Source organism: Hoeflea sp. EC-HK425 (genome assembly GCF_902498795.1).
GTDB lineage: Bacteria > Pseudomonadota > Alphaproteobacteria > Rhizobiales > Rhizobiaceae > Hoeflea > Hoeflea alexandrii.
Genome location: NZ_LR701572.1, coordinates 3,720,004 through 3,744,912 on the forward strand (window position 1 = coordinate 3,720,004; position 24,909 = coordinate 3,744,912).

Consider the following 24,909-nt stretch of genomic DNA (forward strand, 5'->3'; position numbering starts at 1 on the left):
TTTTCAGTTTGACAAAAGGGTTCCCTTTTGCCGTTGAGCGAACAGTCGTTTTATAGGCCCTTAGTGCGTTGATACAAAAGAGTTCAACCGGAACCGGAAAGAACAACCCATGTATAGACAAAAAGGAACCCTATTGCCTCCAATAGGATGACACATTTCATCCGCTCTTGCGAGTGCTCGTTTCGGTCCGACATGGAGGACTAACATGGAAGCACTCGCTGTCATCATTCCGATTGCAATTGTGGCGGGAACGATATTCGTCATCATGAAGGTCGCAAGGCAGGCAATCGAACAATATGGTTTCGGCATGATCCGAAACTGGACGTTCGCGCTTGTCCTACTTTCCCTGCTCTCTGGCTTCGCCGGATGGGTGGCTTCGTTTGACAGTCAAGCGCAAGCCAGCTTTCTGATTTTCGTAGCTGTCTGGCTGGGCCTAGGCGGTTGGGCCGCTTACATCAATGTGCAGCGTTCAACCCCGAAGTTCGGGGTTATGTTCACGGTACTTCAGTACGTCGCCGCCATTGGCGTGATCGCCCCCATTATCCTGTTCTTCACGCATCGCCGTTCGATGAACGTGATGCGGAACATGGGCTGAGGAGGGCAGACAATGAGCAAGCGAAATTTGACAAGATCTGCTGTACTTGCGCTCACGGTTGTTATGGCTGGGAGCGCCACGGTGAGCGCTCAGGAGCTATCGAAAGAGGAGGCAGCGGAGTGGGGGCGCTTGGGCATATCCTGCTTCTGGCCGGATGGTCGTTTTGAGCGCGCTGCTGATGCGACCTCGGTGTTGCCTGACATTGCCAGCCCGTCCTTGTTGAGCAAACTGGAACAGTATCTGGCTGCCAACCGGTCTCAAGGCGGTGATCGTTTCCGTGTTCTTCGTGTGCTATGGCGCGGCGGCATTCTGGGGCTGGAGCACGACACGCTGCTGGTGCTGCATGTGGATGAAGGCATTCTGTCAGACACCTACCGCATAGGCCTGCTCCACAATCTGATACCGCCGATCGCCACGTGCGATCTGGCGCAGAAATTTGGTCCGAAGCCATGAGGACTTCGTCTCAAAACCGTGCGCGGGATGTTTCCCCGCGCACGTTTCTGGCGGTCGCGGCGGTAATCGGGATGCTGGCTTCACCTGAACCGGCCAAGGCGTCAGACGGTGAGTTGAACGCGCTTGTACAGTGCCTTGGCGCAAGGATGGAAACTCAAGCCTACGCGTCATGTATCGGCCTCATCGCCAACCGTTGCTTGGCTGGGGCATCCGACAATGAGAATGCCCTCAATCGTCTCTCGGGTATGACAGAATGCTACAAACGCGAGCAGGCGGCATGGCAGACACTGCTCAGCCGGGCAGTGGCCGCTTGGAGGCGGGACAACGCCACGCCGCTTGTTCCAGCCATTGAGGACGCTGTTGCGCGCGGCCGGCGCTTCGCGCGAGCCAAATGCGGCGTGTTCCAGAATGTGCAGCAGTTCGGCGCGACTGGCATGGTGCTCTCGGCAGAATGCCACGCAGAAGAATCGGCGCGCATGGCGATTTCGTCGGCTACCGCCTCGACTAAAGAAGAGGGCGGCCAATCGGCCGCCCTCAATGCGATCGGGCGTGAGTCAGCTTTCCAAGGTCGCTGTGAACTCTTCAAAGCCGTTGTCCCGGACACGCAGGTCGTCGACACCGTTTTCGGCCACCTTGCGGTCCACAAGGTCAATGGCCTCTTCAGAGCTGCCGGCTTCGATGATGTCTTCGTACAGCACCCATTCCACGAACTGCACGCGGTAGGTTTTGGGCTGACCTGGCTCTCGAATAACCCGAGGATGAGGTGTGTTTGTTTTTGTCATGGTCGTTTCTCCTTTTGTTGATGAAGAAACGCCCGTTGTCGCTTTGGCGCAGGGTCATACCGGTAACACGGATATGGAGCGGGCATCCGGTTGACCCGAGTACAAGGGACGACAGTCTGACCAACCAAAAGAAAGAGAGAAACTCCAAAAAAACAAACCGCCCCGAAGGGCGGCAGTTCGAGTGGGCGGGTCGCCTGGCCGCAAAACCAGCGCGAAACAGTTCAGTGCTGTAAAACGTAATCATGAGGTTGGCCCATTTGCGGTGGGCGTTGTTTCCTTATGCCGGTGGCCAGAAACAAGCACCTGACACCCGCGCAGCGGAAGCGTCACAGCCCCTCACACCCCGGCAGGTGAAACAAGAGCATGGCAAAGGCCATGGCTCCTGGCATCGCCGAGAGTGGATAGAGAGGGGGCAAGGGCGAAGAGGCAGAGCCGTCCCTTGCGGGGAGAGTAAGGCTGCGCCTTCGTCTCCCATTTGCACGACACGCCTATAAATTCGGTAAGTAAAACTGCTTTCAAGCGCTAGGAGACGAGCAGCACAAGCCCTCACGCTCTGTTATCAGGCACAGGTGGCAACCGCTAAAATGTGACATTGCGTGCCAGCAACGCCGCTGGCAAAACAGCCCAACACAATTTTAGTATCAGTGAGACTGATTAGCTACCCGTGGCCATTCGTAAGTCCTGTCGCGCATAAAAAATATGCGGACAGTTTTACTTAGGAAGCTCACTCTGGATCCTGCATATATAAGCCGTCACGTAAGCGAAGAATTCGCGACAGAGCCGTTTTCTGCGGCAGAGAAGAAAAGTCGGCAGACCCCGACGGCTCGGATCGGATTGGGACAATCCGCTGTACCGCTCAAAACCGACGTTTCGTGATCGGTCGTACTCGCGGAGAAAATTAGCTGGTCTCCTGGAGAAAGAAGTACTTCGTGCGATTGCTGATGATGAATGATCAGTGCTCCTCCGCATGCATGCGGTGGAATAGAGAGGGCAGTGATGATTTGAAGCTCGCCTTCCGTATCGCGGTGCCGGGGAATCCGCTCTCCTGCCCGGTAGACGTTTGCCCAGAAAACACACAGGGACGGAGGACCCCATATCTGGGAGACAAGTTCCTTCACTTGTTCGGTAAAGAGATGTTGCGCGGCGATAGTGTTGGCGGGACAGTCGACCTCATCCCACCAATGCGAATGATCCGTATCATTCAGCGGTGTCCGGCGAAGTCGCTGTTGTTTGAGACAGTCGATTACCCGCCCTAGACTGGGCTGTGATAATCTGGAGGGAAGGATATGAAACCCACGCTCGGACAGATCCTGAATTAGGACTTGATCCTCGCAGGAAAGTGGAGATCTCTTTGGCATATGACTCAAATCACCTTCGAAGCTTCCGTTCCCGCTCTCATCGCCGATATCGAGCCTCTCGTCCTCAGGCTCGAACGGCGTGACCGGATCCCGGCAACCGCCGCAACTACGACGATCAGCGCGGGAGAGTATGAAGAGGCCGCCGCGCTTCACTCGCTGCTTCTCCCCATTTCGACATCAGAACTCGCGCGCCGTTTCCAAAACCCTGCGCACCGCATTTCATACTCGCATGGATTGTCCCTTGGGTTAAAACTGGGCCCGGTACCAATCGGATGCAGCTTCGTCCTCTCTGAGACCTGCGGCGGAAGCGCATTCTTCTTCGCTATCATGATCGCACCTGAAATGCGCGGCAAATGGGCCGGGCCCTGGCTTAAATATCGGACCTTCTGCCATCTTTCGGATTGCGGCATACACACGCTTTTGTTCGAAGCCTACAAAGGCAACCACGATACGATAAAACACGCGCACCGCGTAAGCGCTCGACGCCTCGACGTGCAGCCTTCTTGGGTAGGTTGAGTTCAGCCACCCGTCGGCTGGCACTTGTTCGGGCCGCAAAGCCCATTAGGGGAGCATGGATTGCACGGACCGCCTTGGTTTGGGCCGCAAGGGTTCGGTGAACTCGGGTTGCAGCCCCCCATGCTTGCGCCTTGATGCCCCGAGGTGTGCCGGAAAATATCCTGGCGCACGTCGGAAAGACGCGTAGACGTCAAGATGTTGTTCAACGACGTCTGTCTCAGGTCGCCGACGCTCCAGGACTTCGACATGATACAGGGCGAAACGCTTCCCTCGGGGTCGACGCATAGCGTTCCCCTCGCACATTCTCCGCAGAGTTCTCCCATGTCGCACGTTGTTCCGGGATTGGATCTCCCGAAGGCGCGCGCCTCGTCGAATCCGACGCTCTCCACACCCAACTGGTTGAGCCAAGTCCGTGTGGCTTCAAAATGACCCTTGTTGAAGGACATCTCGATGAAAGAAGCCCGGACGGGAATGCCCGCAGCCACCAGCTTCTCCAGATTAGCAGCAGTACGTGAAAAACTGCCGGGACGCGTTGTCACGGAGTCATGGACCTCGGCGTCAGACGAGTAGACTGAAGTCGCCAGTGTCGCGCCAGTAACTGTAAAGACGTCCAACAGCGAAGCCGGAAGCGCAATCAGGTTCGAATAAACCTCGATCATGCCGTAACCAAGTGTATGCGCCCTCTCAAGAAGCGAAGGCAGGCCTTTGTGCAAAGTCGGTTCTCCGCCTATGAACTGCACGGCTCTGCAGCCGTTGTCATATGCCTCTTCGAGGAGCGTCTGGTACTCTCGTACGCTTAGCGGGTCTTTATCAACCCAATCGGGTGCTGATTGTGCGTAGCAATGCACACATTCCAGATTGCAGGTGTTGGTAAGCTCAAGCCATAGAAAATTCAACGCAGTAGACGAAATAAGCGCTTCAGGATCGACGTGATTATTCATACCAATACCTCGTGAAAATTATCGTTATCCGGCCCATTGCTAAATTAATTGTATTCCATAAACATTTCCACCTCAAGTATATATTTGTATATTGCCCTATCTCACCATTAGGTGGGTTCCAAGAGTTTGGCGATGCCAAGCGAGTACGTGCAGTGACAATGCAGCACAGCCCCTCACACGCCGGCAGGTGAAACAGGAGCATGGCAAAGGCCATGGCTCCTGGCATCGCCGAGAGCGGATAGAGAGGGGGCAAGGGCGAAGAGGCAGAGCCGTCCCTTGCGGGGAGAGTAAGGCAGCGCCTTCATCTCCCATTTGCACGAAGGATCGTCACCCCATGGCCGAAACCGCCTCCGGGTTCGGTGCGCGAGAGCGCATAGAGCCTGACGGCAACGCCGGCGTGCCCATAAATATGAAAACCATTCTTGCAAATGTCACATGGCGCGAAGATAGTAGGGATACAACTACAGGATGGATATGCCCTCTCGCTCGGAGTAAGATTCATGAACTGGAAATCTACTCGTTTCACTTTGGCCCTGTTTTCTTGTTTGGCCGCCCCGACCGCAAACGCTGAAGAATTGAAGATTGGAAGCTGGAACATTGCCAATCTTGCTGAAGGCCCGGGCATAGCGCTTCGCGGCCATGTCAGAACGGAAAACGACTACAGAATCCTCCGGGACACCATCAAGGCTCTTGATGTGGATATTCTCGCCCTTCAGGAACTCGGAAGTGAAGCGGCTGCCGAAGCGATACTCCCAGATGGCTACAAAGTCGTTTTCGAAGACCGATGCACGAGCAACGCAGAGAACTGCAAAAAGGATGTGGACGACATATTCACGGCGATCGCCTACCGGGGTGACAAGTTCCCGGACATCAAGATCGAGCAGATCGACGATCTCGACATTGAGCATCAGAGTGAATGCACCACGGAAGAAGCCCGCAAGGTTCGTGGCGCACCGGTCGCAAAATTCACCTGGGACGGACAAAAATACGCCGTGCCATCACTGCACCTCAAAGCCTCCTGCGGACGCAACAGTGCTTCAAATACGCCAGACCTGGCCGATGATTGTGTGACCCAAGCGAAGCAGATTGACCGTCTGATTGAGTGGATCGGGGAACCCGAGCAGGCTGGCTATCGGTTCATCCTGACGGGGGATTGGAATCGCGAGCTTGGAACCTCAAGCGACACCATCCGCAAACGATTGGAAGCGGTTGATGCAAACGTCCGATTTGAGCCACAGGAGCGCGTTTGCTGGAAAGACTACACGTATGACTACCAGCAGATCCGCACGGACGCTGAAGCGGCCTTTCCGGAAATCAGGGCATCAGGCAATCAACCGTGGGCGTACACCCCAGACTCAGGAAACGACATAGATTTCTTCGTGGTTCTCGGTGTCCCGTCCGACATCCAAATCTCGGCTGAACAATTACAGATGAGCGAAGGCCGGCGCCTGGACAAGCCCTCAAACTACTTGAAAACCTGCCCGCCGGATTCCGCGCCCAAGCCTTTCGCTGGACAAAACAAGGTGCTGGTGTTTTCCCCGGCCAATCCCAGCGACCATTGCCCTATTCGGATGACGCTCGGAAGCTCACAGTAGTCAAGGGACGCATTATGCGGCCGATGTGACAAGAAAATTGTTAGCTCTTCCGACCAGCATGAAATAAATCATTTGCCGGACCTTGCACATTTGATTGAGTGCAGGCAGGATTACTCGCAATTATTGCAATCCAGTAATCCGCCACGGTTGTGTGCTCACTCTCTTTTTTTGCAATTCTGGAGGAAGCAAAGTGTCAAAAAAAGCATTCACTTCAGTGGACGCCTATGTTGGTTCGCGGGTGCGAATGCAGCGCAACTTGATTGGCATGAGTCAGGAGAAGCTTGCTGAACTTTTGGGGATTACGTTTCAACAAGTCCAAAAATATGAAAAAGGGACCAATCGCATTGGTGCCTCTCGCCTTTATGCGATTGCCAGAGGACTTGGCGTCGAGATCAGCTACTTCTTTGAGCAATATGACGGAGAGGAAGCCAACTTAGAGGGGCTTGAACAGGACTCGGAACACAAGGATGTGTCCCGCTTTTTAGCCTCTCGTGAAGGCTTGGCCCTCATAAGAGCGTTTTCGAAAATTGAAAATCCGAAGATCCGTAGGTCTTTTGTTGAGCTGGCAAAAACGCTCAGTAGCGACGAAGGGCAGACCGTTCCGGAGGCGCAGGATGCTTCGGCAAGCCAAGAAAGGCACAGCCACTAGCTATCCACTGTTCTGACGTCTGACCACATAGGGGGCATAGGTGGTCTACCAACTACATACGTTCGGAGAACTCTATCTCACTGCCTCGACAGGGGACGTCGTCGCCTTTCCCGAAAAGGCGTTGGTCGCGCTCAGCTATCTTTTGACACGGTCCAATTCACACATACCGCGCCAAGACCTGGCTGATTTCCTCTGGCAAAACTGCGAGAGCACAAACCCGCGGGTCAATCTGCGCCAACTGCTTTTGCGGATAAAGGCGCGTCAGAAAGACCTGGACTCCCCGATTTTCGTCCTTACCCAGACCGATATCGCAGTAAACCGCACCGCCGTGCAATACGATTTCTCCATGCTTCTCGGCGGCACGACGGACGAGCCACTCCTCTACCTAAAAAAATTTCTCGATTTGGTGACCGGTGAATTCTTGTCAGGTTGCGAACTCAGTTCCGAGAAGGGCGAGGCTTGGTTACACGCGACACGGTCACAAATCCTGCATCATGTCTCCATCTGCCTGGACCGAGCAATACGCGGCCCCATCAATGATACGGACAGGCCCCTCATCAAAGAAGCTGCCTACCGGTTGCTGGAGTTCGATAGCTACAACGAGACAGCCTACAAAGCTCTCATGGGCGCGTTCGCCAGCGAAGGCCTGATTTCTCAGGTGAGGACGCATCTCCATCGGTACAAGGACCTTCTGTGGAGCGATCTTCAGGTTTTACCCCAGAATGAGATGATCGAGTTTGCCGAAAGTCTGTTTGGTGATCGGATACCAGCAAGAGCTAAAGACCAGGAGCCTTCACCGGCGAACGCGATTGAAGCGATACCTGACCCATACCAGGATAAACCAAAAATCCCTCGCCTGCTGATCCTGCCGCCCATTGATGCATCGGAGGCTAAAGGAAATGTCCAACTGGCACAGGCTTTTGTTGAAGACATCACGATCAGCCTTTGCCGGACAAGGTCACTGGCTGTTGTCGCGGCCCATACAGCCAGGCGACTAGCCAGTGGCACTCAGGGCAATGCAGTGTCGTTCGAGCAATACGATGTGACATATGCGCTTGAAACGCGGCTCAGCGCGGAGACGGGGGAGCCGACACTTTACGCGACGCTTTCTGATTGCAGGGTCGATTCCATGATCTGGGCGGAGAGGTTCTCGCTCATCGGCGGCGGGCTATCATCGAGCTATATTCAGCTGATCCGGCGGATTGCCGCATCTGTCATTGACCTCATAGAGCGCCATGAATTTGCCAAAGCCCGGATTGCAAGCAGTCCGGACGCTTACCAACACTATCTCATCGGGCAGAACCATCTTGGCCGGATTGACCTTCCCAGCATCAGAAGAGCCCGTAAGAGCTTTCGCGCTGCGTTGAATGGCTCACCAGAGTATGCGAGCGCACTGAGTGGTGTGGCACGGACACAGCATCTGGAATGGTTACTGCTGGCACGGGCTGATACATCGCTACTGAAGGCAGCCGAAGCCAACGCAATGACGGCGGTCCTCAAAGATCCAGATGATGCGGCTGGCTACCGGGTATTGGGGGTCGTTAAATTGTTTTGCGGACAATTTGACGAGAGCATCGATGTTTTCTCTGCGGCGGAACAGAGTGCGCCGATGCACGCTGATTTGCTCGCCGACTTTGCCGACACATTGGTCCACGCTTCCCAGCCAGAATCCGGGCTTAGGAAGATCTCCGAGGCAATCGCGTTAAACCCACTCTGTCCGGACATCTATTGGTGGACCGCGGCCGGCGCAAATTTCTGCCTGGAAGAGTATGAGACGGCTTTGACGTGCATCGGCAAGATGGAAGATCAAACTGCGGCTACCAGGCTCTCGGCCGCCTGTTGCGGCATGATGGGCAACACAGAGAGATCCCGCACACTTGCCGCAAAGACCATCGACATTTACCCGGATTTTGAGATTGAGAGTTGGTTATCCGTCTGCACTTTCAAGGAAAAATGGCAACGGGAACTGTACCGCGAAGGCTTAAGCAGAGCCGGTTTTAAGTGAGATTTTCAACAGCAAAGGAGAAAACCATGGCGAAATATGCAGTCCTTGGAGTGACAGGGGAAGATGGCTACTGGATGGTCGATTTTGATGCAGGCACCGTATCGGCCCTGCCCCCATTGGATGCTGATCCGTTTGGGTATTCAGCAGCAGCACGGCAAGTTGGCGCAACCATGACGGCCGGGATCGATCTTGCTGTGGTCGTATCTGATAGAGACGCGGCTTTCTCTGGTCAGCTTGATGCCAAGGCCTTTTCCGGTCAGCTCGACGCTGGATCCTCCTCTTCTAAGTGATGGATATCAACACACACCCTGCCGCCACGGCGGCGGGGCTCTCCTCCGTCCATGATCTACTCTGACCGTGTATGTTCGGCGGAGGAAACGCTGGAGCGCGTGGCACCGCTTCTTGCGACGCATGGAATCACACGCCTAGCCCGCATTACCGGGCTCGATCGCATAGGGATTCCTGTGTGGAATGCGATCCGTCCTAATGCGCGCTCGATTGCCATTCACCAGGGCAAGGGCATCAGGGACATTGACGCGAAGGTCTCGGCGACAATGGAAGCGCTCGAACGCGCGGTCGCCGAAGACCCTATCATCCGGACCAGAGAGACTTCCATCGCGAAGCTGAACGCGGAAGGCGCGCGGAGCGAAGCTTTGAATGGCCTTATTGGTGCTGGACAACCACCGCTCCAGCCCCTTGACGTGCTGGGATGGGTGCAAGGCTATGACCTGGCGAGCGACCAGGATGTCTGGGTGCCGGAAGATGCGGTAAGACTTGACCGAACACGCCCTACCCGGTTCTGGCAATCCTCGGACGGTCTTGCATCCGGGAATACGGAGGATGAAGCGATCTTCCATGCACTGCTCGAGCGCATTGAGCGGGATGCGGAAACGCTTTGGCAGCTCGAGCCCGTGGGCAAACGCACCACTACGGCCATTGATCCTCGCTCATTTCATGACCCTGTCATCGCGCACCTGATTGATCGAATTGAAGCGGCTGCATTTCGGTTGCAGCTGTTTGACATCACCAGCGATCTTGGTGTGCCGGCATTCTCTGCACTACTGGCACCGATTGACCAAAGACCCCTCCGCTACATTGATGTGACCAACGGTTCGGGATGTCATCCGATCGCTGTTCGGGCCGCAATACGCGCTATCACCGAAGCCGTTCAATCACGGCTGACACTGATCAGCGGCGCAAGGGATGACGTGCCGCCAGAGAGCTATGGCTGGCCGGCGCATGCAGATGCCGTCATGGAACTGGCGGCCTACTCCCTGCCTTGGACCGGCAAGGATCTTGTCCCCGCAGACCTGTCGGTCGCCGACATGTTGCCTCGTCTGCTGGAAACGATGGAGATGGGAAAAATAGGCCCTGCTATCAAGGTTCGCCTCAACGCCGAAGAGGGTCGTATGGCGGTCGTCAAGCTTCTTGTCCCCAAGCTGGAAAACCCCAAAGGGGACAGAAGAAGCGCCTTTGGCGCGCGCGCCCTGGCCAAACTGCTGGTGTTTCGATGAAGGTGCTGTTCGCGGGCCCCTCGCTCCATGGCTCCACGAAAACAGTTGATCCATCGATCACTCTGCTGCCCCCGGCCGCACAGGGAGACATTGCGGCCGCAGTGCATCGGGGCGTGAACGTCATTGGTCTCATCGACGGGGTTTATGAGAGCATTGCCGCAATTTGGCATAAGGAGATTCTCTTCGCTCTATCGGAGGGTGTGCAGGTGATAGGAGGAGCAAGCCTAGGCGCTTTGCGTGCGGCTGAATGCACTGCTTTTGGCATGATTGGCGTGGGTGAGATCTTCCGCGACTACCAAACCGGAAATCTCATCGATGATGCCGATGTGGCATTGCTTCACGCACCCAAGGAACTTGGATATCGACCCCTGACAGAGGCCATGGTTGATGTCCGAGCAACAATCAGTTGGCATGTCCAGCAAAACAATCTGAGCCGTGAAGATGGATGTCATTTGCTCCAAACGGCAGAGAACCAATTCTTCAAAGATCGCACGTGGCGAACAATCATCACCGGGGCAGGCTTTCCCAAGGACCGTGGCGCAGAACTGCATACACTTATATGCAGAAAACCCATGAGGCAGAAGCAAATGGATGCTGAGCTTGTGCTTGAACATGTCACCATGGTCGCCGCTCGCAGAGCGTCGCCCCCGACCGATTGGACACTGCGCCAAACATCTCTCTTCAGACCATGGCGGGGCGCCCAAGAGTCTCTCCAAGGATAGACGTTTGCCCCACCTGTCACGCTCGTATCACGCCAGACGTGATTTGATGGGTGCGTAAACTGATCCATTGGGAGAGGGTATTGCTATGACACTCAATCAAAACACTGGCCGTCAGAATCCTGAATTCGTCAAAGAGCTGGCGGCGCTCGCGAGACTTGTCACCTTTGCTCGCCAATCAGCGCAATCGCTGGATATCGAGTTTCCGACCTACTGCCTGGAGCTGGCATTAGGTTCGATTTTCGAGGAAATCGTAGAAGCCGGGGCTGATGTGACGCAGGTGATGGCTTGCAAGGATAGATCCGACGGCGCGGAGCTGCACTGAATTCAGCAGTCATTTCGGCGATCCAGACGCAAGCTTCCACAACACCTATCTGCACAGGCAATTGCGGCGCTTTCACCTGCATGATTGCTTAGAAGAGAGGGCTCACAATGAATTCCAAATTACTTGTTGCACTGGCCTTTGCACTAACTATGAGCGGTACCGCAAACGCTCAAGAACAGCCGACTTACGAAGAAATGATGACACAGTCTCTTCGGGTTTGCTTGCTCGGAATGGGCGTGGAAATCACCGCAAATGGCGATGCAGGCATTCGTTTTTTACGCAAAGGCGTGGGCGGTGATTTCACAATCAAGCGCGAAGAGTACTCTTCCTTTATGGAACGCCTTTCCGAGGAATTGCGTGGTGAATTCAGCCGTGATTCCCGCAGGTGTGTTGAAGGCAACCTCGACACAATAAACCGCTACTTTCTTGAACGGGGACGGATCGGTGAGCCTCAGAAGCGCGGAGACACTCCTCTCGATTCATACCTACCTCGCATTGAGTTTACAGCTTTAGTCAACGACCACACTCCGGCAGAGAGCCTTATGTCGGGTTTAGAAAGCGCATTTTTATCAGGCCTTAAGCCGGAACACGCTGATTCACTTGTGAGCGTGAATTTGTTGGTTCCCAAGGCAGGGAACTCCCGCAAGCGCATGACCCGTACTGATGAGATGGGTCTCTGCCCAGGACGCGCCTTCGGGACAATATCACGGCATATCGTCGAACTTTCAGCCATCGTAAAAGCAAAGACCGGCAACAATTTCACAACAAACACAACGATCACGCTGGTGGACTGCTCTGATGAGGACCAAAACAGCATCAGCCGGCAGGTTCTGTTTGCTGCCGCAGAAAATGCAGGCTGCGGACTGTCCTCCCAAATTCAGGGAAATAGGATCTCAAGAGATAAACGGCACATCGAGGTCGGTGCACGTTCTTTGAAATTCATCGGCGACCCTGACCCGATCAGCATCCCGCTACCCGCTTGTCGTTGAGGTGGTACAGTTCAAATGCGTAACAACAACAGGCAATCGGACATCATCCGATCGCCGAATTCTATATTCGCCATTCTCGCCGGCATCAGACAAAATCAGCTATTTGGACAAAGACCGTTTTCTTCATGCAGGTTCCACGGAAGAGAGTTCAATTCACTCTCGAAACACCGAAACTGTAACATCCGCAGCCCCAATAGCCCCGCTTTGACAAACAGCCCGCGCTATCGTTTGCATCAGAAGGGAAACCCGCATAGCGTGCCTCTTACGAGACAACAAACTTTTAGGGGCATCGTGATGCAAATTAGAATCTTTGCCTTATTGGCAATGGCGGTCCTGGCCGGTTGCGCCAAGCGGCCAGACGCGATTGTTCCAGTCAACTTGCCAGTCGAGACCTATGCAAACATAGAGTGCCAGCAGCTCCAGCGGGATCTGCTGACGGAAAGGCAAACACTTGCCACACTGTCGGCGTCGCAAAACTCCGCCGCTAACGCCGATGCTGTTGGCGTATTTCTGGTCGGCGTTCCAGTCGCCAGCTTAACCGATGGCGACAAGGAAGGTTTGATTGCTGTATCCAAAGGGAAAATACAGGCAATGGAAAACGTGAGAGCGGCGGTGCAAAAGTCGGCCATGGTAGCGGCGGAATAGTCCGGCCGCGGGCGGAGTAAAATCCGGCCACCTATTTTCCTTCTGCGACGAATGCAGGAGGGCTTGGGGATCTACACCGTGGAATACTCCATCAGCGATCTTGCCGAACTCTTCTCAGTTTCGAGGCCAACTGTATACAGGACGTTGCAACGGACAGAACGCCAAATCAGCCCTTAACGTAGGATCCTGCCCCCTCCGGCATCAGACCCGCTTGATGACGCCCTGATCGCGCAAAGACAACAACGCCTTGTAACCGCCGGCCATCAGCTCCTCGAGCCTCGCATTGCGTGACGCTTCGCTGCCATGGGTGAATATGTCGAGATCATGAGCATAGAGAATATCGATGCTGTCGACGCCGAGGCGTTCGAGAGAGAATTCGAGCGAGCGCATGACGCCGTCATAGCTGTAGTCGTAGACTTCCCGACGTGTGGGCACGTCGAAGAACTTGCCCGCGCCGGTGCGCTCCTCGCCGGGCTCGCAGCGGCGCAGCAGACGTCCGATCTTGGTCGAAAGCACGTAGTCGCCGCGCGGCTTGCCGCGCAGGAAGCGGTTCAGCCGGGTTTCGGCAAGCCCCAACCCATAGAGCGGCGCAGTGTCGAAATAGCGGACTCCGAGATCCCAGGCTTTGGTCAGCACCGCATGGGCCTCATCATCGGAAATGGCGCGATAGAGATTGCCGAGCGGCGCCGTGCCGAAGCCGAGTTCGGTGAATGTGAGCCCGCCATTGCCGATCCTGTCCCAGTGCCGTGTCTTCATCTGTCTCTCCCTGTTCGCGCGGAAACCTAACCGATCCTCTCGTGAACCGCATCCCTCCTATTGCCTGTGTCGGCAATTTGCAGTGGGAGAACCCGTCCGCAGGCCGATAGGGCTTGAATAGCGGACTGTCCCGCTGCAGGATCGCCGGCAATCGCGCCCTCCGGCAACGGCGCGCAAGGACATTACCGGGAGGACTTCATGCTCAAGGGACTGGATCCGCGGCTCAATGCCGAGGTGCTCTACGCGCTTCGCGCCATGGGGCACGGCGACACGCTGATTATCGCCGACACGAATTTTCCGTCAGACACGCTTGCCCGGCAGACGGTGCTCGGCGAGCTGCTCAGGATGGACAACCTGACCTCGGCCCAGGCCGTGGAAGCGGTGCTTTCGGTGCTGCCGCTCGACACGTTCGTCGACGACTTTGCCGGCCGGATGGAAATCGTCGGAAGTCCGGATGAAATCGCCCCGGTGCAGGCGGAAGTCCAGGCTGTGATCGATGCGGCGGAGGGGAGGCACCGGCCGATGATCGGAATCGAACGGTTCGCCTTCTACGATACCGCCAAACAAGCCTATGCAGTGATCCAGACCGGTGAACGTCGGTTTTACGGCTGCATCATGCTGCGCAAGGGTGTTATCCCGCCGGACGCATAGGCCAGCCGCGCCGATTATACCGGAGTTGACGGGCGGGAAGCCTTGCAAGCCCACCCGCCACTCAAGGCACCGGAATGTAGAGCATGTATTTGCGGCTCTCCGCGACCGGCGCGCCGACATTGCCGAAACGGGCCAGGAACTCGGCCTGGCGGTATTTCGGCACCATTACCCCGTCGCCTGCGGCAAGCCAGCTTTCGAGATCCTCAAGTGAGTTGAGCCGGGTGATATCGCCATCTGTGTAGAATTCGGCAGAAAAACTCCGGTCCCAGAGAATTGCCAGTCTGCCGGATGCGTTGAAGGAACCTATCAGCGCCGCTTCGGAAGGGAGAGCCGTGCGGGCGAGGCCAAGGACAGAGACAAGGATAATGCCCCCCGCGACCACCACAACCTCCGCCACGCCGAGATGGACCCACTTCGCCTGGGCAGGGCCGGAGCGCAGCCAGAGCATGACGGCAAGCAGCGAAGCTGCCGGAACACCCGGAAGCACATGGGTCACAATCGTATTTTGCACGGGCGTGAACAGCACCAGCGGCGTGAGAACGAACAGCAGCAGGTAGAGATACAGACCGGTGTCGTCGGGCGTCTTGCGCGGCACGCCCTTGCGCAGGCGCCAGAGCAGGATCGGCAACAGCGGGCTCCAGGGAAGCGTGGCGAGAATCCAGAACAGCCAGATCATGCCCCTGGGATGCGCCGGCCCGGAACTGTATAGCCCGCCGGCCCATCCCGGCTCGAAGTAGCGCTGGACGTGCTCGCCTATGATGGAGATCCCCAGATATCCGGGTGCGATGCTTTCTGCAGCGACATACCAGGGCATGACCAGGATCGCGATCAAGGCGATTCCGCCGATCCAGGGCAATTGCTGCAGGTCCTTCCAGCTGCCGCGCCAGACCATATAGATGCCGATCGGCAGCAGCGACAGGATCCAGGCCACGGGGCCCTTGGCCAGAAGCCCGACGGCGAGACCTGCGAAGAACAGCCAGCCCCAGCGGCGGCTTCCCGACAGACCATTGTAAAATCCGGCCATGGCGGCAGTGACACCAAGAGTGAGCGCCATGTCTGCCTGAACCAGGGCCGACGCCACGAAAAAGAGCCCGGAGCTCGCCACCAGCAGTACCGCAACGGCGGCTGTTATCCGGTCAGTGAAACTTTGCGCCCACAACCACAGGATTGCCAGTGTGGCGAGAGCCGACAGAAGGACACCCAGGCGCACGGCAAAGGCCGTGACACCGAACAGCGCTATTCCGGACGCCGAGAGCCAGCTGTGCAGCGGCGGCTCGGCCAGGTACGGAATGCCAAGGTCGAACAGCGGGGTTATCCAGTTACCGGTTTCGGCCATCGTGCGGGCGATTTCGGCATAGCGCGCCTCCGTCGTATCGGTCAGCGGAACCCAGACCATCGCGGCCACGCGCACGGCCAGCAGCAGCAGCAAACCCGAGAGGATGGCCTGGCTTTTGGTCAATTCATTGTCCCTTGAAGCAGGATTTTTGTCTCGCAGTCGCGGCTTTCCGGAGCATGGCCGGCGCATTGCATTTCATCATCGGCATCACCGGGGTGCACCATCATCAGGCAGTCCGGCCCCGCCGTTTCCAGCAGGCGAGGTAACCAGTGACGAACACTGGCCGGATCGTCAAGACGAAGGAAGCCAGAGAAATCCCGGTTGACCTCGTGTCCCGCCCGCCTGAAGACCCGCCGCGCCCACGCGGCCAGCGCCATGATCAGCACGCCCTTTGCGCCACCGGCGCGAAGATTGCGCCACCGCCCCATCCATGTGGCAGGCAGCGGCACCCTGATCCAGGTTTTCGGTCCAAAAGGCAATTCCGCGGCCAGCGGCGCGATCCACGGAACACAGTGGCAATGCTGGTGGCCATCATAATAGTCGGGCAGATGATCGAAGAGCGCGACAAATGTCTTAGCCTGTTGCCTGAGCGAGGCTTCAACGACCTCGCGCAACCGGGCATCCGGCAACAGCCGCAGGAGCCGCGACAGCGGCCAGACATCGGCGTATCCGGGCAGCGCCTGAGTGAGATTGAGATGCAGGCCGACCTGCGCGCCCGCATCCCTAAGTGCCTTGAGCCGCGCAACGTCGCCGGCGTTGATGGCATCATTGACCATCACGGAGGTTGCATCGAGCCGCCGGGCCTCCATCAGGGAAAGGATGACCCGGTCATGCTTGCGGCCAAGCCCGAAATCATCAGCGATCCTCAACAACGTCTCCCTTGCGGCTGATGTCTTCCGCCAGGATGTAAGGGGGGCGTTTCTTGGCCTCCTGAACGGATTTGCCGATGTATTCGCCAAGCAGGCCGAGAAAGATCATCTGGACGCCGCCGAAGAACGCGATCAGTGTCAGGACCGAGGCAATGCCGTTGGCCACCCCTGTGAAGAACAGCGTCTCAATGACGACATACAGGCCGTAAACCAAGCTGAACATGGCGATAACAATGCCCGCCATGGCCATCAGCCGCAGCGGCGTTGTGGTAAAGCTGGTGATGGCGTCCATCGTTATCGACAACAGACGGAGCGCACCGAAGCTGCTCGTGCCGTGCTCCCGCACGGCGGGCGCGAGCGGCAGGCCGACCTGGCGGAAGCCGACCCAGCCATACAGCCCCTTCATGAACCGGTCACTTTCGGGAAGCGAGCAAAGGGCCTTCATGAAGCGACGATTGATCAGGCGGAAATCGCCGGCGCCCGGCGGAATCTTATAGCGGATGTTGCGGTTGATAACCCAGAAGAAAACCCTGGAGGCCGCAGCCTTCAGATAACCCTCCGAGGAATGGCGGCTGACCTTGTAGGCATAGACGCTGTCGGCGCCTTCATCGAGCCATATCCGGACGAACTTGGTGATCATCTCCGGCGGATGCTGGAGATCGGCATCCATCAGAACCGCCGCATCGGCGGACCGGGCAGCGTCTATGCCTGCCGACAGCGCGGCCTCCTTGCCGAAATTGCGGGAGAATTGCAGCAGGCGGACCGGGCGCGGACCGAAATCATGGGCATTCAGAATGGAAAAACTGTCATCGCTGCTGCCGTCGTCAATGAAGATGAAGCCGACGGCGAGCTTGAATTCGTCCGCCAGATTGCCGGAAATGGCTTCCAGCCGGTCGAGCAACTCGGGCAGCACCGCGGCCTCGTTGTAGACGGGAACGACGATTGACAGGGTTTTTCCGGTCATGACGGCTTCTTTGCGAAAATGACTGCTGACGACACAGCGAAATTGATAATCGAGGCCACACCGATCGCGACAAGCAGCGCCACGGTCAGGGGCAGACCGGCATAAAGCGAGAGTTTTAGCAGCAGGGCGCGCAGAAGGAAGACCAAACCGCTCCAGGCCATGAAAATCAGATAACGCCGCACCAGGTTGTCATTGGCTTCATGAAACGTGATGCGGCTGTGAAAAAGGAACACAACGGTGGCACTGACGATCATCGTCAAAGCCAGAGCGATGGCGGGATCAAGGCTCATCCAGCGGGCCAGCGCCAGTGTCGCCAGATAATCAATGGCTGCGCCAATGACCGATCCGCTGGCAAAAAGGGAGAATTTCCTGAGCATCGTCAATTCTTCCAGTTAAGGGCGGGCCCTGACCGGTACGATCCGATCATGTGACGACCGCTACCACCGCTGACGCGGTGAGCCCCAAATTCAAACTGTTGGGGAGCCGGTATATTGGGTGCCGCCACCAACGGCAATAGTTGGATTGGGAGCCGGCGGACGGGCGCGCCGCAATCACCGGCGTCTCTTGGCCGGGCACGACCGGGTGCCGCCCCGCGCGGCGATCAGGCCCCGTTCCACTCCCGGGCGGGAGGGAATCTCAGGTCATCGCCTGTTCACTCGGCGAGCAATGCCTTGTAGGCGTCGCGCAGAACGTTCTTCTGCACCTTGCCCATGGTGTTGCGGGGCAGTTCATCAAGAACGACGACACGCTTGGGCTGCTTGAAGCGGGCGATCTTCGGCTTGATGCTTTCGAGGATTGTCTTCTCTTCGAGCCTGGCGCCCGGCCTGGGTACCAGCACCGCCACCACGCCCTCGCCGAAGTCGGCATGGGGCACGCCGATGACAGCGGATTCCAGTACGCCGTCTTCCTCGTCAAGCAGGAGTTCGAGCTCCTTGGGATAGATGTTGTAGCCGCCGGAGATGATCAGGTCCTTGGAGCGGCCGACAATCTGGACATAGCCGTCTGCATCGATGACGCCGACATCGCCGGTGATGAAGAAGCCGTCATCGCGCAGTTCTTCCTTGGTCTTCTCCGGCATCTGCCAGTACCCGGAAAAGACGTTGGGACCCTTGACCTCGATAATGCCGATTTCACCCTGCGGCAGGACCTTGCCAGTCTCGGCGTCGACGATGCGCAAGTCGACGCCGGGCAGCGGGAAGCCAACGGTGCCCGCGCGGCGCTCGCCGTCATAGGGGTTGGAGGTGTTCATGTTGGTCTCGGTCATGCCGTAGCGCTCGAGAATGCGGTGGCCGGTGCGCTGTTCGAACAGGACATGGGTTTCGGCCAGAAGCGGCGCGCTGCCGGAAACGAACAGCCGCATGTGCCTAACCAGATCACCGGTGAAGGCGGGCTCATCAAGCAGCCGCGTGTAGAAGGTCGGAACCCCCATCAGTGCGGTTGCCTCAGGGATATTGGAGATGATCGCCTCGGCGGAGAAGCCGGACAGGAAGATCAGCGATGCGCCGGCGCTCAAGGTCACGTTGGTGGCAACGAACAGGCCGTGAGTGTGGAAGATCGGCAGCGCATGCAAGAGCACATCGTCGCTGGTGAAGCGCCAGACATTGACCAGGGTCTGGGCATTCGACAGCAGGTTGGCATGGCTGAGCATCGCGCCTTTGGAGCGGCCGGTGGTGCCCGACGTGTAGAGAATGGCGGCAAGGTCACCCGCCGACCGCGCGACGGTTTCAAAGGTGGTCGGTGCGGCCAACCCGGCGTCATTGAGCGAGCCCGCGCTGGTTTCGTGGCTCTGCCAGACGCCCATGGTTTCAAGCCCGATGCCAAGCCTGGCGGTCAGCGTCTCGTAGTCCGCGCGTGTCTTCGGATCGCAGACGAAGATACGGGGGGTGGCGTTATCGAGAAAATACTCGATCTCCGCCGGCGTGTAGCCGGTGTTGAGCGGCAGAAAGACGCCGCCGGCACGAACCACGGCAAGATAGAGCATGATGGCTTCGATGGATTTCGGCACTTGGACGGCAACGCGGTCGCCTGGTTTGACGCCCAGGCCCACCAGCACATTGGCAAAACGGCCCGACACATCCTCGACATCGCCATAGGTGTAGCGGCGGCCGTCTTTCGGCAGGGTCGCAAACAGCGCGTTTCGGCCGTCCGGTGTCGCCAGCTTGTCGGCGAGCAGTCCGTCAAAAAGATAGTTGTCAGCCATTTTCATTTCCTGCCATTGCTGTTTGCGGCCGCTGCATCGGCCAGCGTCTTCACATCCCGCGAGGCCGCCACGGTGTGGTTTTCGGCAAAGCCTTCGTGGAACTGACCGATCTTCCTGAGATCATAAAGGTAGTTCACCATCAAGCCGCAGGACTGCCGCACCCCGTTTGCCGAGAGGTCCGCGCCGGCGTGGATGTCGTGCACCATGGCGCCGTTGTTGAGGTGAAAGCGCGCCACCGGGTCTAGCGGCAGGCCGTTGCGGTCCTTCTGGTTGATCAGGTAGCTCGCCGCCTGGCGGCGCAACCACTGCGACTGGTCCCCAAGCCCGGCCAGATCACCGGTGTCAGTCGCAACCTTGACAGCCTGGGCCACCGCGTCCGCATTTGGCTGATCGGCGAGAGACTGGCTCAGCCAACGACAGAGGCCTGGAATCGGCGACAGGGTGACGAAGGTGGTGATTGACTTCACCTCGGCCTGCAGATCCTCGACCACCTGCTTGATCAGCGAATTGCCGAAGGAGACGCCGCGCAATCCCGCCTGGCAATTGGAAATCGAGTAGAACACGGCCGTGTCGGCACTTGCGGGATCGAGGATCTCGCGGTTCTCGGCCAGAATGGCCTGCACCGAACCTGGAACACCCTTCACCAGCGCAACCTCGACAAAGATCAGCGGATCATCCGGCATGGCGGGATGAAAGAAGGCGTAGCAGCGCCGATCGGCGGGTTCGACACGGCGGCGCAGGTCATCCCAGTCATCGATGGCATGCACTGCCTCATACTTGATGATTTTTTCGAGAATATTGGCCGGGCTCTGCCAGTGGATGCGGCGCGGCACCAGGAATCCGCGGTTGAACCAGGAGCCGAACAGGTGCTGGAAATCCAGATCAGTCCGGCCGAAGCTTGGGTTGTCCCTGAGCAATCCGAGGAGGTGTGCGCGCATGCTGACCAGTTCGCCGGTGGCGCCCGGAACCCTGTTGATGCGGCGCAGCAGCTCCTGACGCCTGGGTTCGGCGGCTTCCAGGAGGCCCGCAAGGTTGTCCGGAGAACGGTCGGCCTGATAGGCCGCGGTCAGCGCCTTCAACTTTTCGGTATCGATATCGAGCTGTTCGGTAAGGTAGCGGAAGAATTCAACTTCGGCCTCTGGCGTGAGTTCACTGAACTGCGACAGGATCTGCTGCCCCATGCTGTGCGAGGCCCCCTCGCTCGAACTTGTAATCAGCGCCTCGCAGAGCTCGGTGATCGAGCGCCCGTCGCCCTTGATACGAGCGAGGTTCGGTCGTTCGAACAGCGTCGAGAGCAGGTCGTAGAAGAAACCCGACCGGTTCAAATCGCACCCCCCATGATCAGGTTTGGCAGGAAGGTTGCGATCGACGGGAAGATGCACAGAAGCACGATGGCGAGGATCATGCACATCACGTAAGGCAGCGAACCGCGCAGGATGGTGCCGAGCGAGATGTCCGGGGCAATCGAGTTGATGACGTAGAGGTTGAGGCCGACCGGCGGCGTGATCAGGCCGATTTCCATGTTGATGGTCAGCACGACGGCGAACCAGTAGGGATCAAATCCGGCATTGATGATGATCGGCAGCAGGATCGGCGCGGTCATCAGGATCACCGCCACCGGCGGCAGGAAGAAGCCGGCGACCAGCAGGAAGACATTGATGATTGCCATCAACACCCAGCGGTTGACCTCAAGGTCGGAAATCCAGCCGGCGATGGACTGGGTGACAAAGGTCGAGGACAGGGTGAAGGCGAAGAGTTCGGAGGCCGCGATGATCATCATGATCATCACCGATTCCCTGGTCGAATCGCGGAACATCGACAGGAACGGCCTGGCCGAGAACATCTTGTAGACCACGACCACCAGCACCAGGCAGAACAGTGCGCCAACGCCGGCGGCTTCGGAGGGTGTGGCGACCCCGCCATAGAGTACGAACAGGATACCCGCGACGATGGCCAGGAACGGCAACACCCGCGGCAGGATCTCGAGCTTTTGCTTGAGCGAGTAATGCTGCGTCACATCTGACAGCTTCAGACCGCTGCGCCAGCAGGAAAACAGTGTCCAGGCCATGAAGATGGCGGTCAGCATCAGACCGGGAATCAAACCGGCGAGGAACAGCCGGCCAATCGAGGTTTCGGTCGAAATGCCGTAGACAATCATGGTGATCGAGGGCGGAATGAGAATTCCGAGCGTACCGCCGGCAGCGATCGAGCCAGCCGAAATTCCGTCCGGATAGCCACGCTTGCGCATTTCGGGGATGCCCATCTTGCCGATGGCAGCACAAGTGGCGGGCGACGAACCGGACAGCGCCGAGAAGATCGAGCAGGCGCCGAGATTGGACAGCACCAGGCCGCCCGGCACGCGGTTGAGCCAGCGGTCGAGTGCCTCGTAGAGATCCTTGCCGGCAGGAGAATTCGAGACCGCGGCACCCATCAGGATGAACATCGGGATCGAGACCAGCGTGAACGAGTTGAGCCCGGAGAAGAAGGTCTCGCCAAGAATGTCGAGCGAACGGAAGCCGTCGATCAGCAGCAGGGTTCCGATGGAGACCGCGCCAAGTGCAAAGGCGATGGGCATGCCGATGGCAAACAGCGCGATCAGCACGAGGAGAATGAGGAGGCCGATTTCAAGCGGGCTCATGCTGCGGCCTCCGAGGTTCCGGTCCAGTTCTTGTAGATTTCCGCGACGTATTGCAGGCACAGGATGATGATCCCGAGCGGCAGGGGCAGAAGCGGGATCCACAAGGGCAGAGCCCAGACGGTGTCAGTGGTCCAGCCCTTCGACAGCGCTTCGTAGAAATAGTGCCAGCCGGACCAGGCGAGCAGGCCGCAGAACGCCAGACTCAACAGCGCAGCCAGGACATCAAGCAGTCGCTTGGCCGTGCCTCCGAGCAGATTGGGCAGAAGGTCGACCGAGACATGGCCCTTGAGCATCAGCACATAGGGTGCACCGATGAAGGTGGAGGCAATCATGGCGTAAACCACGAATTCGGTCTGCCAGATGGTGGAAGCGCCCAGAAAATAGCGCATGAATACCATATGCGAAACCACAAGCGTGGATGCGGCGATCAACAGCATTGACGCCATGCCGCACAGCCGCGATGCCGCCTCAATGGCCGAAACAAAGCGTTTCATCGGTGAAAAATCCTCGGATCGAAGAAAGGGCATAGCAGACGAAAGAAGGGGGAGGCGAACCTCCCCCCGGTCCGCCGCTTTATTCTACTGCGAGCGCCGCATCGATCAGTTGCTGGCCGCCATCCACCTTTTCGGCGAACTGCTTGTAGGCAGTCTCCTTGGCGATCGCCAACCAGGCGTCGTAGTCTTCCTTGGACATCGACACCACTTCGACGCCGGCCTTCTTGAAGGTTTCGACCATCTTGTCATCGAGACCTGCGGCCTCCTTGTCGAAATACTCCTCGGCCTTCTTGCCGGCAGCCATGACGGCGGCCTGCTGTTCCGGCGTCAGACGGTCATAGGTTTCCTTCGAGATCAGCATCGGCTCGTACATGAACCAAAGCGAGTTCTCGCCCGGCTCGGTCAGGCAGGTGACCTGCTCGTAGATGCGGTAGGAGACGAAGGATCCCGACGAGGTGTTGGTGGCATCGAGAACGCCGGTCTGCATGCCGGTGTAGATTTCCGACGACGCCATCGAGGAAATCGATGCGCCTGCGCCAACCAGCATCTGCTCGAAGGCAGGGCCCGCGGCGCGGGTGACCTGGCCCTTGATGGTGTCGGGCGAGGTGATGCAGTTCTTTTTCGAGGCGAAGGCGCCGCCGAGCCAGGCATCGGCAATGACGATTGCGCCATTGTCCTCGATCAGCTTCTTGATCTCGGTCATGAAGGGCGAGGCGTTGAGCCGCTTGGCTCGGTCATGATTGCGCACCAGGCCCGGCATCAGCGTTGCCGAAAACTGCGGCACGCGGCCCGATGCGTAGTCGAGCGGGAACGAGGTGATGTCGAGCTGGCCCTTGGTCAGCGCGCCCCACTGCTCCTTGGCCTTGTAAAGCGACTGGCCGGGATAGACCTGGACATCGAGACCGACATTGGCGGCTGCGAGTTCCCTGGCGAAAAGCTGAACCATCTCATCGCGCGCATCGCCCTTGCCGCCCGGAAACTGGTGCGACGCCTTGAGCGTTTCTGCCTGTGCAAGCCCGGTCATGGCGATGGATGCGGCAAGCATGCCCGCAAGAGCTGATAATCCTAGTTTCATGTCTACCTCCCAGAAGATTGTGGCCAGCGAACCTCCTCCGGTCCTGGCCACCAAATGGGATCACTTTCTGAATGCAATGTCAAATCTCTTGTATACAAGAATATTGAATTTGCATTTCGGAACGGATTGCGCATGATGCGATCCATGGGCACACGCATCGCAGACACCATTCGCGAACGCATCGAACAGATGATTGTCACCGGCGAGTTTGCCGATGGCGAACGGCTCGATGAAGTCAAGCTGGCCGAGCAGTTCGGCGTGTCCCGGACGCCGCTGCGCGAGGCGTTCCAGTCTCTCGCAGCCTCGGGGCTGCTGACGCTGGAAGCGCGGCGCGGCGCCTTCATCCGGCATCCGGATTTCGTCGAACTGGTCGAGATGTTCGAAGTGATGGCCGAACTTGAGGCGATGTGCGGTTTCCGCGCCGCGCGGCGGGTGAACGAGCAGCAGATGCGCGACATCGGCCGCACGATCGAGGCTTGTGAGGCTGCGATCGCACGCGGTGATTCCGACGAGTACTACCGCGAGAACGAGACCTTTCATCATCTGCTCTACGAGGCCAGCGGCAACAGTTTCCTGGCGCGGGAAGCAGCAAGGCTGCACAAGCGGCTCAAGCCCTACCGGCGCATGCAGTTGCGCGTCAACGGCCGCATGCCTCAGTCAATGCGGGAGCACAGGGCGGTCTATGCGGCGCTCGAGAAGTCCGATCCGAAAGCCGCCGCGGCAACATTGCGGCAACACGTCGCCATCCAGGGCGAGCGCTTCAATGATCTCATGGCAAGCTACCGGCAGATCGCGCCGAGGAAAGCCGGCTGACGGCTGCAGCCGTCCCCCAGCCTGGAT

At 57.9% G+C, this 24,909-nt stretch carries 25 protein-coding genes and 1 pseudogene; 15 read left to right on the forward strand and 11 right to left on the reverse strand.

What is annotated here, in order from left to right; all coding sequences use genetic code 11:
* Positions 1 to 205 precede the first annotated feature (205 nt).
* The 4 genes from SPHINGO391_RS20495 (at position 206) to SPHINGO391_RS20510 (ending at position 3,704) form a co-directional block, all read left to right on the forward strand.
* Positions 206 to 595, forward strand: a complete 390-nt coding sequence (locus tag SPHINGO391_RS20495) for a hypothetical protein (RefSeq protein WP_152010581.1) — start codon at positions 206 to 208, stop codon at positions 593 to 595.
* Positions 596 to 607: 12 nt separating this feature from the next.
* Positions 608 to 1,048, forward strand: coding sequence for a hypothetical protein (locus SPHINGO391_RS20500; protein ID WP_152010582.1), 441 nt, complete (start codon positions 608 to 610; stop codon positions 1,046 to 1,048).
* Positions 1,049 to 1,119: 71 nt separating this feature from the next.
* Positions 1,120 to 1,851: a hypothetical protein gene (locus SPHINGO391_RS20505; protein ID WP_152010583.1), complete on the forward strand. Its 732-nt coding sequence runs from the start codon at positions 1,120 to 1,122 to the stop codon at positions 1,849 to 1,851.
* A 1,337-nt stretch (positions 1,852 to 3,188) separates the two neighbouring features.
* Positions 3,189 to 3,704 (forward strand): hypothetical protein, encoded by a 516-nt coding sequence (locus SPHINGO391_RS20510; protein ID WP_152010584.1) that lies wholly within the window; start codon positions 3,189 to 3,191, stop codon positions 3,702 to 3,704.
* A 2-nt stretch (positions 3,705 to 3,706) separates the two neighbouring features.
* Here the strand turns inward: SPHINGO391_RS20510 and SPHINGO391_RS20515 are convergent, their stop codons facing one another.
* Entirely contained in the window at positions 3,707 to 4,645 is a 939-nt protein-coding gene (locus tag SPHINGO391_RS20515) for a radical SAM protein (protein WP_152010585.1), read from the reverse strand.
* Between the two features lie 500 nt (positions 4,646 to 5,145).
* Between SPHINGO391_RS20515 and SPHINGO391_RS20520 the strand changes: the two genes are divergently transcribed.
* The 9 genes from SPHINGO391_RS20520 (at position 5,146) to SPHINGO391_RS25370 (ending at position 13,086) form a co-directional block, all read left to right on the forward strand.
* Entirely contained in the window at positions 5,146 to 6,240 is a 1,095-nt protein-coding gene (locus SPHINGO391_RS20520; RefSeq protein WP_152010586.1) for an endonuclease/exonuclease/phosphatase family protein, read from the forward strand.
* Between the two features lie 190 nt (positions 6,241 to 6,430).
* Entirely contained in the window at positions 6,431 to 6,889 is a 459-nt protein-coding gene (locus SPHINGO391_RS20525; RefSeq protein WP_280177933.1) for a helix-turn-helix transcriptional regulator, read from the forward strand.
* Between the two features lie 40 nt (positions 6,890 to 6,929).
* The gene (locus tag SPHINGO391_RS20530; protein ID WP_152010587.1) at positions 6,930 to 8,894 is read left to right on the forward strand and encodes a DNA-binding protein; all 1,965 of its coding nucleotides are present in this window, start codon (positions 6,930 to 6,932) and stop codon (positions 8,892 to 8,894) included.
* Between the two features lie 26 nt (positions 8,895 to 8,920).
* Positions 8,921 to 9,184 carry a hypothetical protein gene (locus SPHINGO391_RS20535; RefSeq protein ID WP_152010588.1) on the forward strand — a complete coding sequence of 88 codons (264 nt, stop codon included), beginning with the start codon at positions 8,921 to 8,923 and terminating at the stop codon, positions 9,182 to 9,184.
* Positions 9,185 to 9,235: 51 nt separating this feature from the next.
* Positions 9,236 to 10,408 (forward strand): YcaO-like family protein, encoded by a 1,173-nt coding sequence (locus tag SPHINGO391_RS20540; protein WP_152010589.1) that lies wholly within the window; start codon positions 9,236 to 9,238, stop codon positions 10,406 to 10,408.
* Entirely contained in the window at positions 10,405 to 11,130 is a 726-nt protein-coding gene (locus SPHINGO391_RS20545; RefSeq protein WP_152010590.1) for a TfuA-like protein, read from the forward strand. The genes SPHINGO391_RS20540 and SPHINGO391_RS20545 overlap by 4 nt, the downstream gene beginning before the upstream one ends.
* A gap of 85 nt (positions 11,131 to 11,215) precedes the next feature.
* On the forward strand, positions 11,216 to 11,452 hold the full coding sequence (locus SPHINGO391_RS20550; RefSeq protein ID WP_152010591.1) for a hypothetical protein: 237 nt from the start codon (positions 11,216 to 11,218) through the stop codon (positions 11,450 to 11,452).
* 107 nt (positions 11,453 to 11,559) lie between these two features.
* On the forward strand, positions 11,560 to 12,441 hold the full coding sequence (locus SPHINGO391_RS20555) for a hypothetical protein (protein WP_152010592.1): 882 nt from the start codon (positions 11,560 to 11,562) through the stop codon (positions 12,439 to 12,441).
* Positions 12,442 to 12,456: 15 nt separating this feature from the next.
* Complete coding sequence (locus tag SPHINGO391_RS25370) at positions 12,457 to 13,086, forward strand: hypothetical protein (RefSeq protein ID WP_343200335.1); 630 nt, start codon at positions 12,457 to 12,459, stop codon at positions 13,084 to 13,086.
* A gap of 210 nt (positions 13,087 to 13,296) precedes the next feature.
* On the opposite strand, the pseudogene SPHINGO391_RS20565 reads toward SPHINGO391_RS25370, so the two are convergent.
* A pseudogene (locus tag SPHINGO391_RS20565) lies at positions 13,297 to 13,842 on the reverse strand (aldo/keto reductase); the annotation flags it as partial.
* A gap of 198 nt (positions 13,843 to 14,040) precedes the next feature.
* On the opposite strand from SPHINGO391_RS20565, the gene SPHINGO391_RS20570 reads away from it, so the two are divergent.
* Positions 14,041 to 14,493, forward strand: coding sequence for an RbsD/FucU family protein (locus SPHINGO391_RS20570; RefSeq protein ID WP_152010593.1), 453 nt, complete (start codon positions 14,041 to 14,043; stop codon positions 14,491 to 14,493).
* A 61-nt stretch (positions 14,494 to 14,554) separates the two neighbouring features.
* On the opposite strand, the gene SPHINGO391_RS20575 is transcribed toward SPHINGO391_RS20570, so the two are convergent.
* The 9 genes from SPHINGO391_RS20575 to dctP form a co-directional block, all read right to left on the reverse strand.
* Positions 14,555 to 15,952: a glycosyltransferase family 39 protein gene (locus SPHINGO391_RS20575; protein ID WP_152010594.1), complete on the reverse strand. Its 1,398-nt coding sequence runs from the start codon at positions 15,950 to 15,952 to the stop codon at positions 14,555 to 14,557.
* Positions 15,949 to 16,701, reverse strand: a complete 753-nt coding sequence (locus SPHINGO391_RS20580) for a ChbG/HpnK family deacetylase (protein WP_152010595.1) — start codon at positions 16,699 to 16,701, stop codon at positions 15,949 to 15,951. Before SPHINGO391_RS20580 ends, SPHINGO391_RS20575 begins: the two co-directional genes overlap by 4 nt.
* Positions 16,685 to 17,662, reverse strand: a complete 978-nt coding sequence (locus SPHINGO391_RS20585) for a glycosyltransferase family 2 protein (RefSeq protein ID WP_152010596.1) — start codon at positions 17,660 to 17,662, stop codon at positions 16,685 to 16,687. Before SPHINGO391_RS20585 ends, SPHINGO391_RS20580 begins: the two co-directional genes overlap by 17 nt.
* Complete coding sequence (locus SPHINGO391_RS20590; RefSeq protein ID WP_152010597.1) at positions 17,659 to 18,039, reverse strand: GtrA family protein; 381 nt, start codon at positions 18,037 to 18,039, stop codon at positions 17,659 to 17,661. Before SPHINGO391_RS20590 ends, SPHINGO391_RS20585 begins: the two co-directional genes overlap by 4 nt.
* A 275-nt stretch (positions 18,040 to 18,314) precedes the next feature.
* Positions 18,315 to 19,868, reverse strand: a complete 1,554-nt coding sequence (locus SPHINGO391_RS20595; protein WP_152010598.1) for a malonyl-CoA synthase — start codon at positions 19,866 to 19,868, stop codon at positions 18,315 to 18,317.
* Positions 19,865 to 21,187, reverse strand: a complete 1,323-nt coding sequence (locus SPHINGO391_RS20600) for a malonyl-CoA decarboxylase (RefSeq protein ID WP_152010599.1) — start codon at positions 21,185 to 21,187, stop codon at positions 19,865 to 19,867. The genes SPHINGO391_RS20595 and SPHINGO391_RS20600 overlap by 4 nt, the downstream gene beginning before the upstream one ends.
* Positions 21,184 to 22,500: a TRAP transporter large permease gene (locus SPHINGO391_RS20605; RefSeq protein WP_152010600.1), complete on the reverse strand. Its 1,317-nt coding sequence runs from the start codon at positions 22,498 to 22,500 to the stop codon at positions 21,184 to 21,186. The genes SPHINGO391_RS20600 and SPHINGO391_RS20605 overlap by 4 nt, the downstream gene beginning before the upstream one ends.
* Complete coding sequence (locus SPHINGO391_RS20610) at positions 22,497 to 22,994, reverse strand: TRAP transporter small permease (protein WP_152010601.1); 498 nt, start codon at positions 22,992 to 22,994, stop codon at positions 22,497 to 22,499. Before SPHINGO391_RS20610 ends, SPHINGO391_RS20605 begins: the two co-directional genes overlap by 4 nt.
* Positions 22,995 to 23,073: 79 nt before the next feature.
* On the reverse strand, positions 23,074 to 24,039 hold the full coding sequence (dctP, locus tag SPHINGO391_RS20615; protein ID WP_244615463.1) for a TRAP transporter substrate-binding protein DctP: 966 nt from the start codon (positions 24,037 to 24,039) through the stop codon (positions 23,074 to 23,076).
* Between the two features lie 162 nt (positions 24,040 to 24,201).
* Here dctP and SPHINGO391_RS20620 point away from each other — a divergent pair, with 162 nt between their 5' ends.
* Positions 24,202 to 24,882 carry a GntR family transcriptional regulator gene (locus SPHINGO391_RS20620; protein ID WP_244615290.1) on the forward strand — a complete coding sequence of 227 codons (681 nt, stop codon included), beginning with the start codon at positions 24,202 to 24,204 and terminating at the stop codon, positions 24,880 to 24,882.
* Positions 24,883 to 24,909: the final 27 nt, after the last annotated feature.

Coding starts and splice junctions, on each gene's coding strand:
- SPHINGO391_RS20570 (WP_152010593.1), top strand. CDS start 14,041: ATGCTCAAGGGACTGGATCCGCGGCTCAATGCCGAGGTGCTCTACGCG.
- SPHINGO391_RS20505 (WP_152010583.1), top strand. CDS start 1,120: ATGCTGGCTTCACCTGAACCGGCCAAGGCGTCAGACGGTGAGTTGAAC.
- SPHINGO391_RS20545 (WP_152010590.1), top strand. CDS start 10,405: ATGAAGGTGCTGTTCGCGGGCCCCTCGCTCCATGGCTCCACGAAAACA.
- SPHINGO391_RS20590 (WP_152010597.1), bottom strand. CDS start 18,039: ATGCTCAGGAAATTCTCCCTTTTTGCCAGCGGATCGGTCATTGGCGCA.
- SPHINGO391_RS20555 (WP_152010592.1), top strand. CDS start 11,560: ATGAATTCCAAATTACTTGTTGCACTGGCCTTTGCACTAACTATGAGC.
- SPHINGO391_RS20535 (WP_152010588.1), top strand. CDS start 8,921: ATGGCGAAATATGCAGTCCTTGGAGTGACAGGGGAAGATGGCTACTGG.
- dctP (WP_244615463.1), bottom strand. CDS start 24,039: ATGCTTGCCGCATCCATCGCCATGACCGGGCTTGCACAGGCAGAAACG.
- SPHINGO391_RS20605 (WP_152010600.1), bottom strand. CDS start 22,500: ATGAGCCCGCTTGAAATCGGCCTCCTCATTCTCCTCGTGCTGATCGCG.
- SPHINGO391_RS20585 (WP_152010596.1), bottom strand. CDS start 17,662: ATGACCGGAAAAACCCTGTCAATCGTCGTTCCCGTCTACAACGAGGCC.
- SPHINGO391_RS20510 (WP_152010584.1), top strand. CDS start 3,189: ATGACTCAAATCACCTTCGAAGCTTCCGTTCCCGCTCTCATCGCCGAT.
- SPHINGO391_RS20515 (WP_152010585.1), bottom strand. CDS start 4,645: ATGAATAATCACGTCGATCCTGAAGCGCTTATTTCGTCTACTGCGTTG.
- SPHINGO391_RS20540 (WP_152010589.1), top strand. CDS start 9,236: ATGATCTACTCTGACCGTGTATGTTCGGCGGAGGAAACGCTGGAGCGC.
- SPHINGO391_RS20595 (WP_152010598.1), bottom strand. CDS start 19,868: ATGAAAATGGCTGACAACTATCTTTTTGACGGACTGCTCGCCGACAAG.
- SPHINGO391_RS20520 (WP_152010586.1), top strand. CDS start 5,146: ATGAACTGGAAATCTACTCGTTTCACTTTGGCCCTGTTTTCTTGTTTG.
- SPHINGO391_RS20620 (WP_244615290.1), top strand. CDS start 24,202: ATGATGCGATCCATGGGCACACGCATCGCAGACACCATTCGCGAACGC.
- SPHINGO391_RS20610 (WP_152010601.1), bottom strand. CDS start 22,994: ATGAAACGCTTTGTTTCGGCCATTGAGGCGGCATCGCGGCTGTGCGGC.
- SPHINGO391_RS20495 (WP_152010581.1), top strand. CDS start 206: ATGGAAGCACTCGCTGTCATCATTCCGATTGCAATTGTGGCGGGAACG.
- SPHINGO391_RS25370 (WP_343200335.1), top strand. CDS start 12,457: ATGCGTAACAACAACAGGCAATCGGACATCATCCGATCGCCGAATTCT.
- SPHINGO391_RS20550 (WP_152010591.1), top strand. CDS start 11,216: ATGACACTCAATCAAAACACTGGCCGTCAGAATCCTGAATTCGTCAAA.
- SPHINGO391_RS20500 (WP_152010582.1), top strand. CDS start 608: ATGAGCAAGCGAAATTTGACAAGATCTGCTGTACTTGCGCTCACGGTT.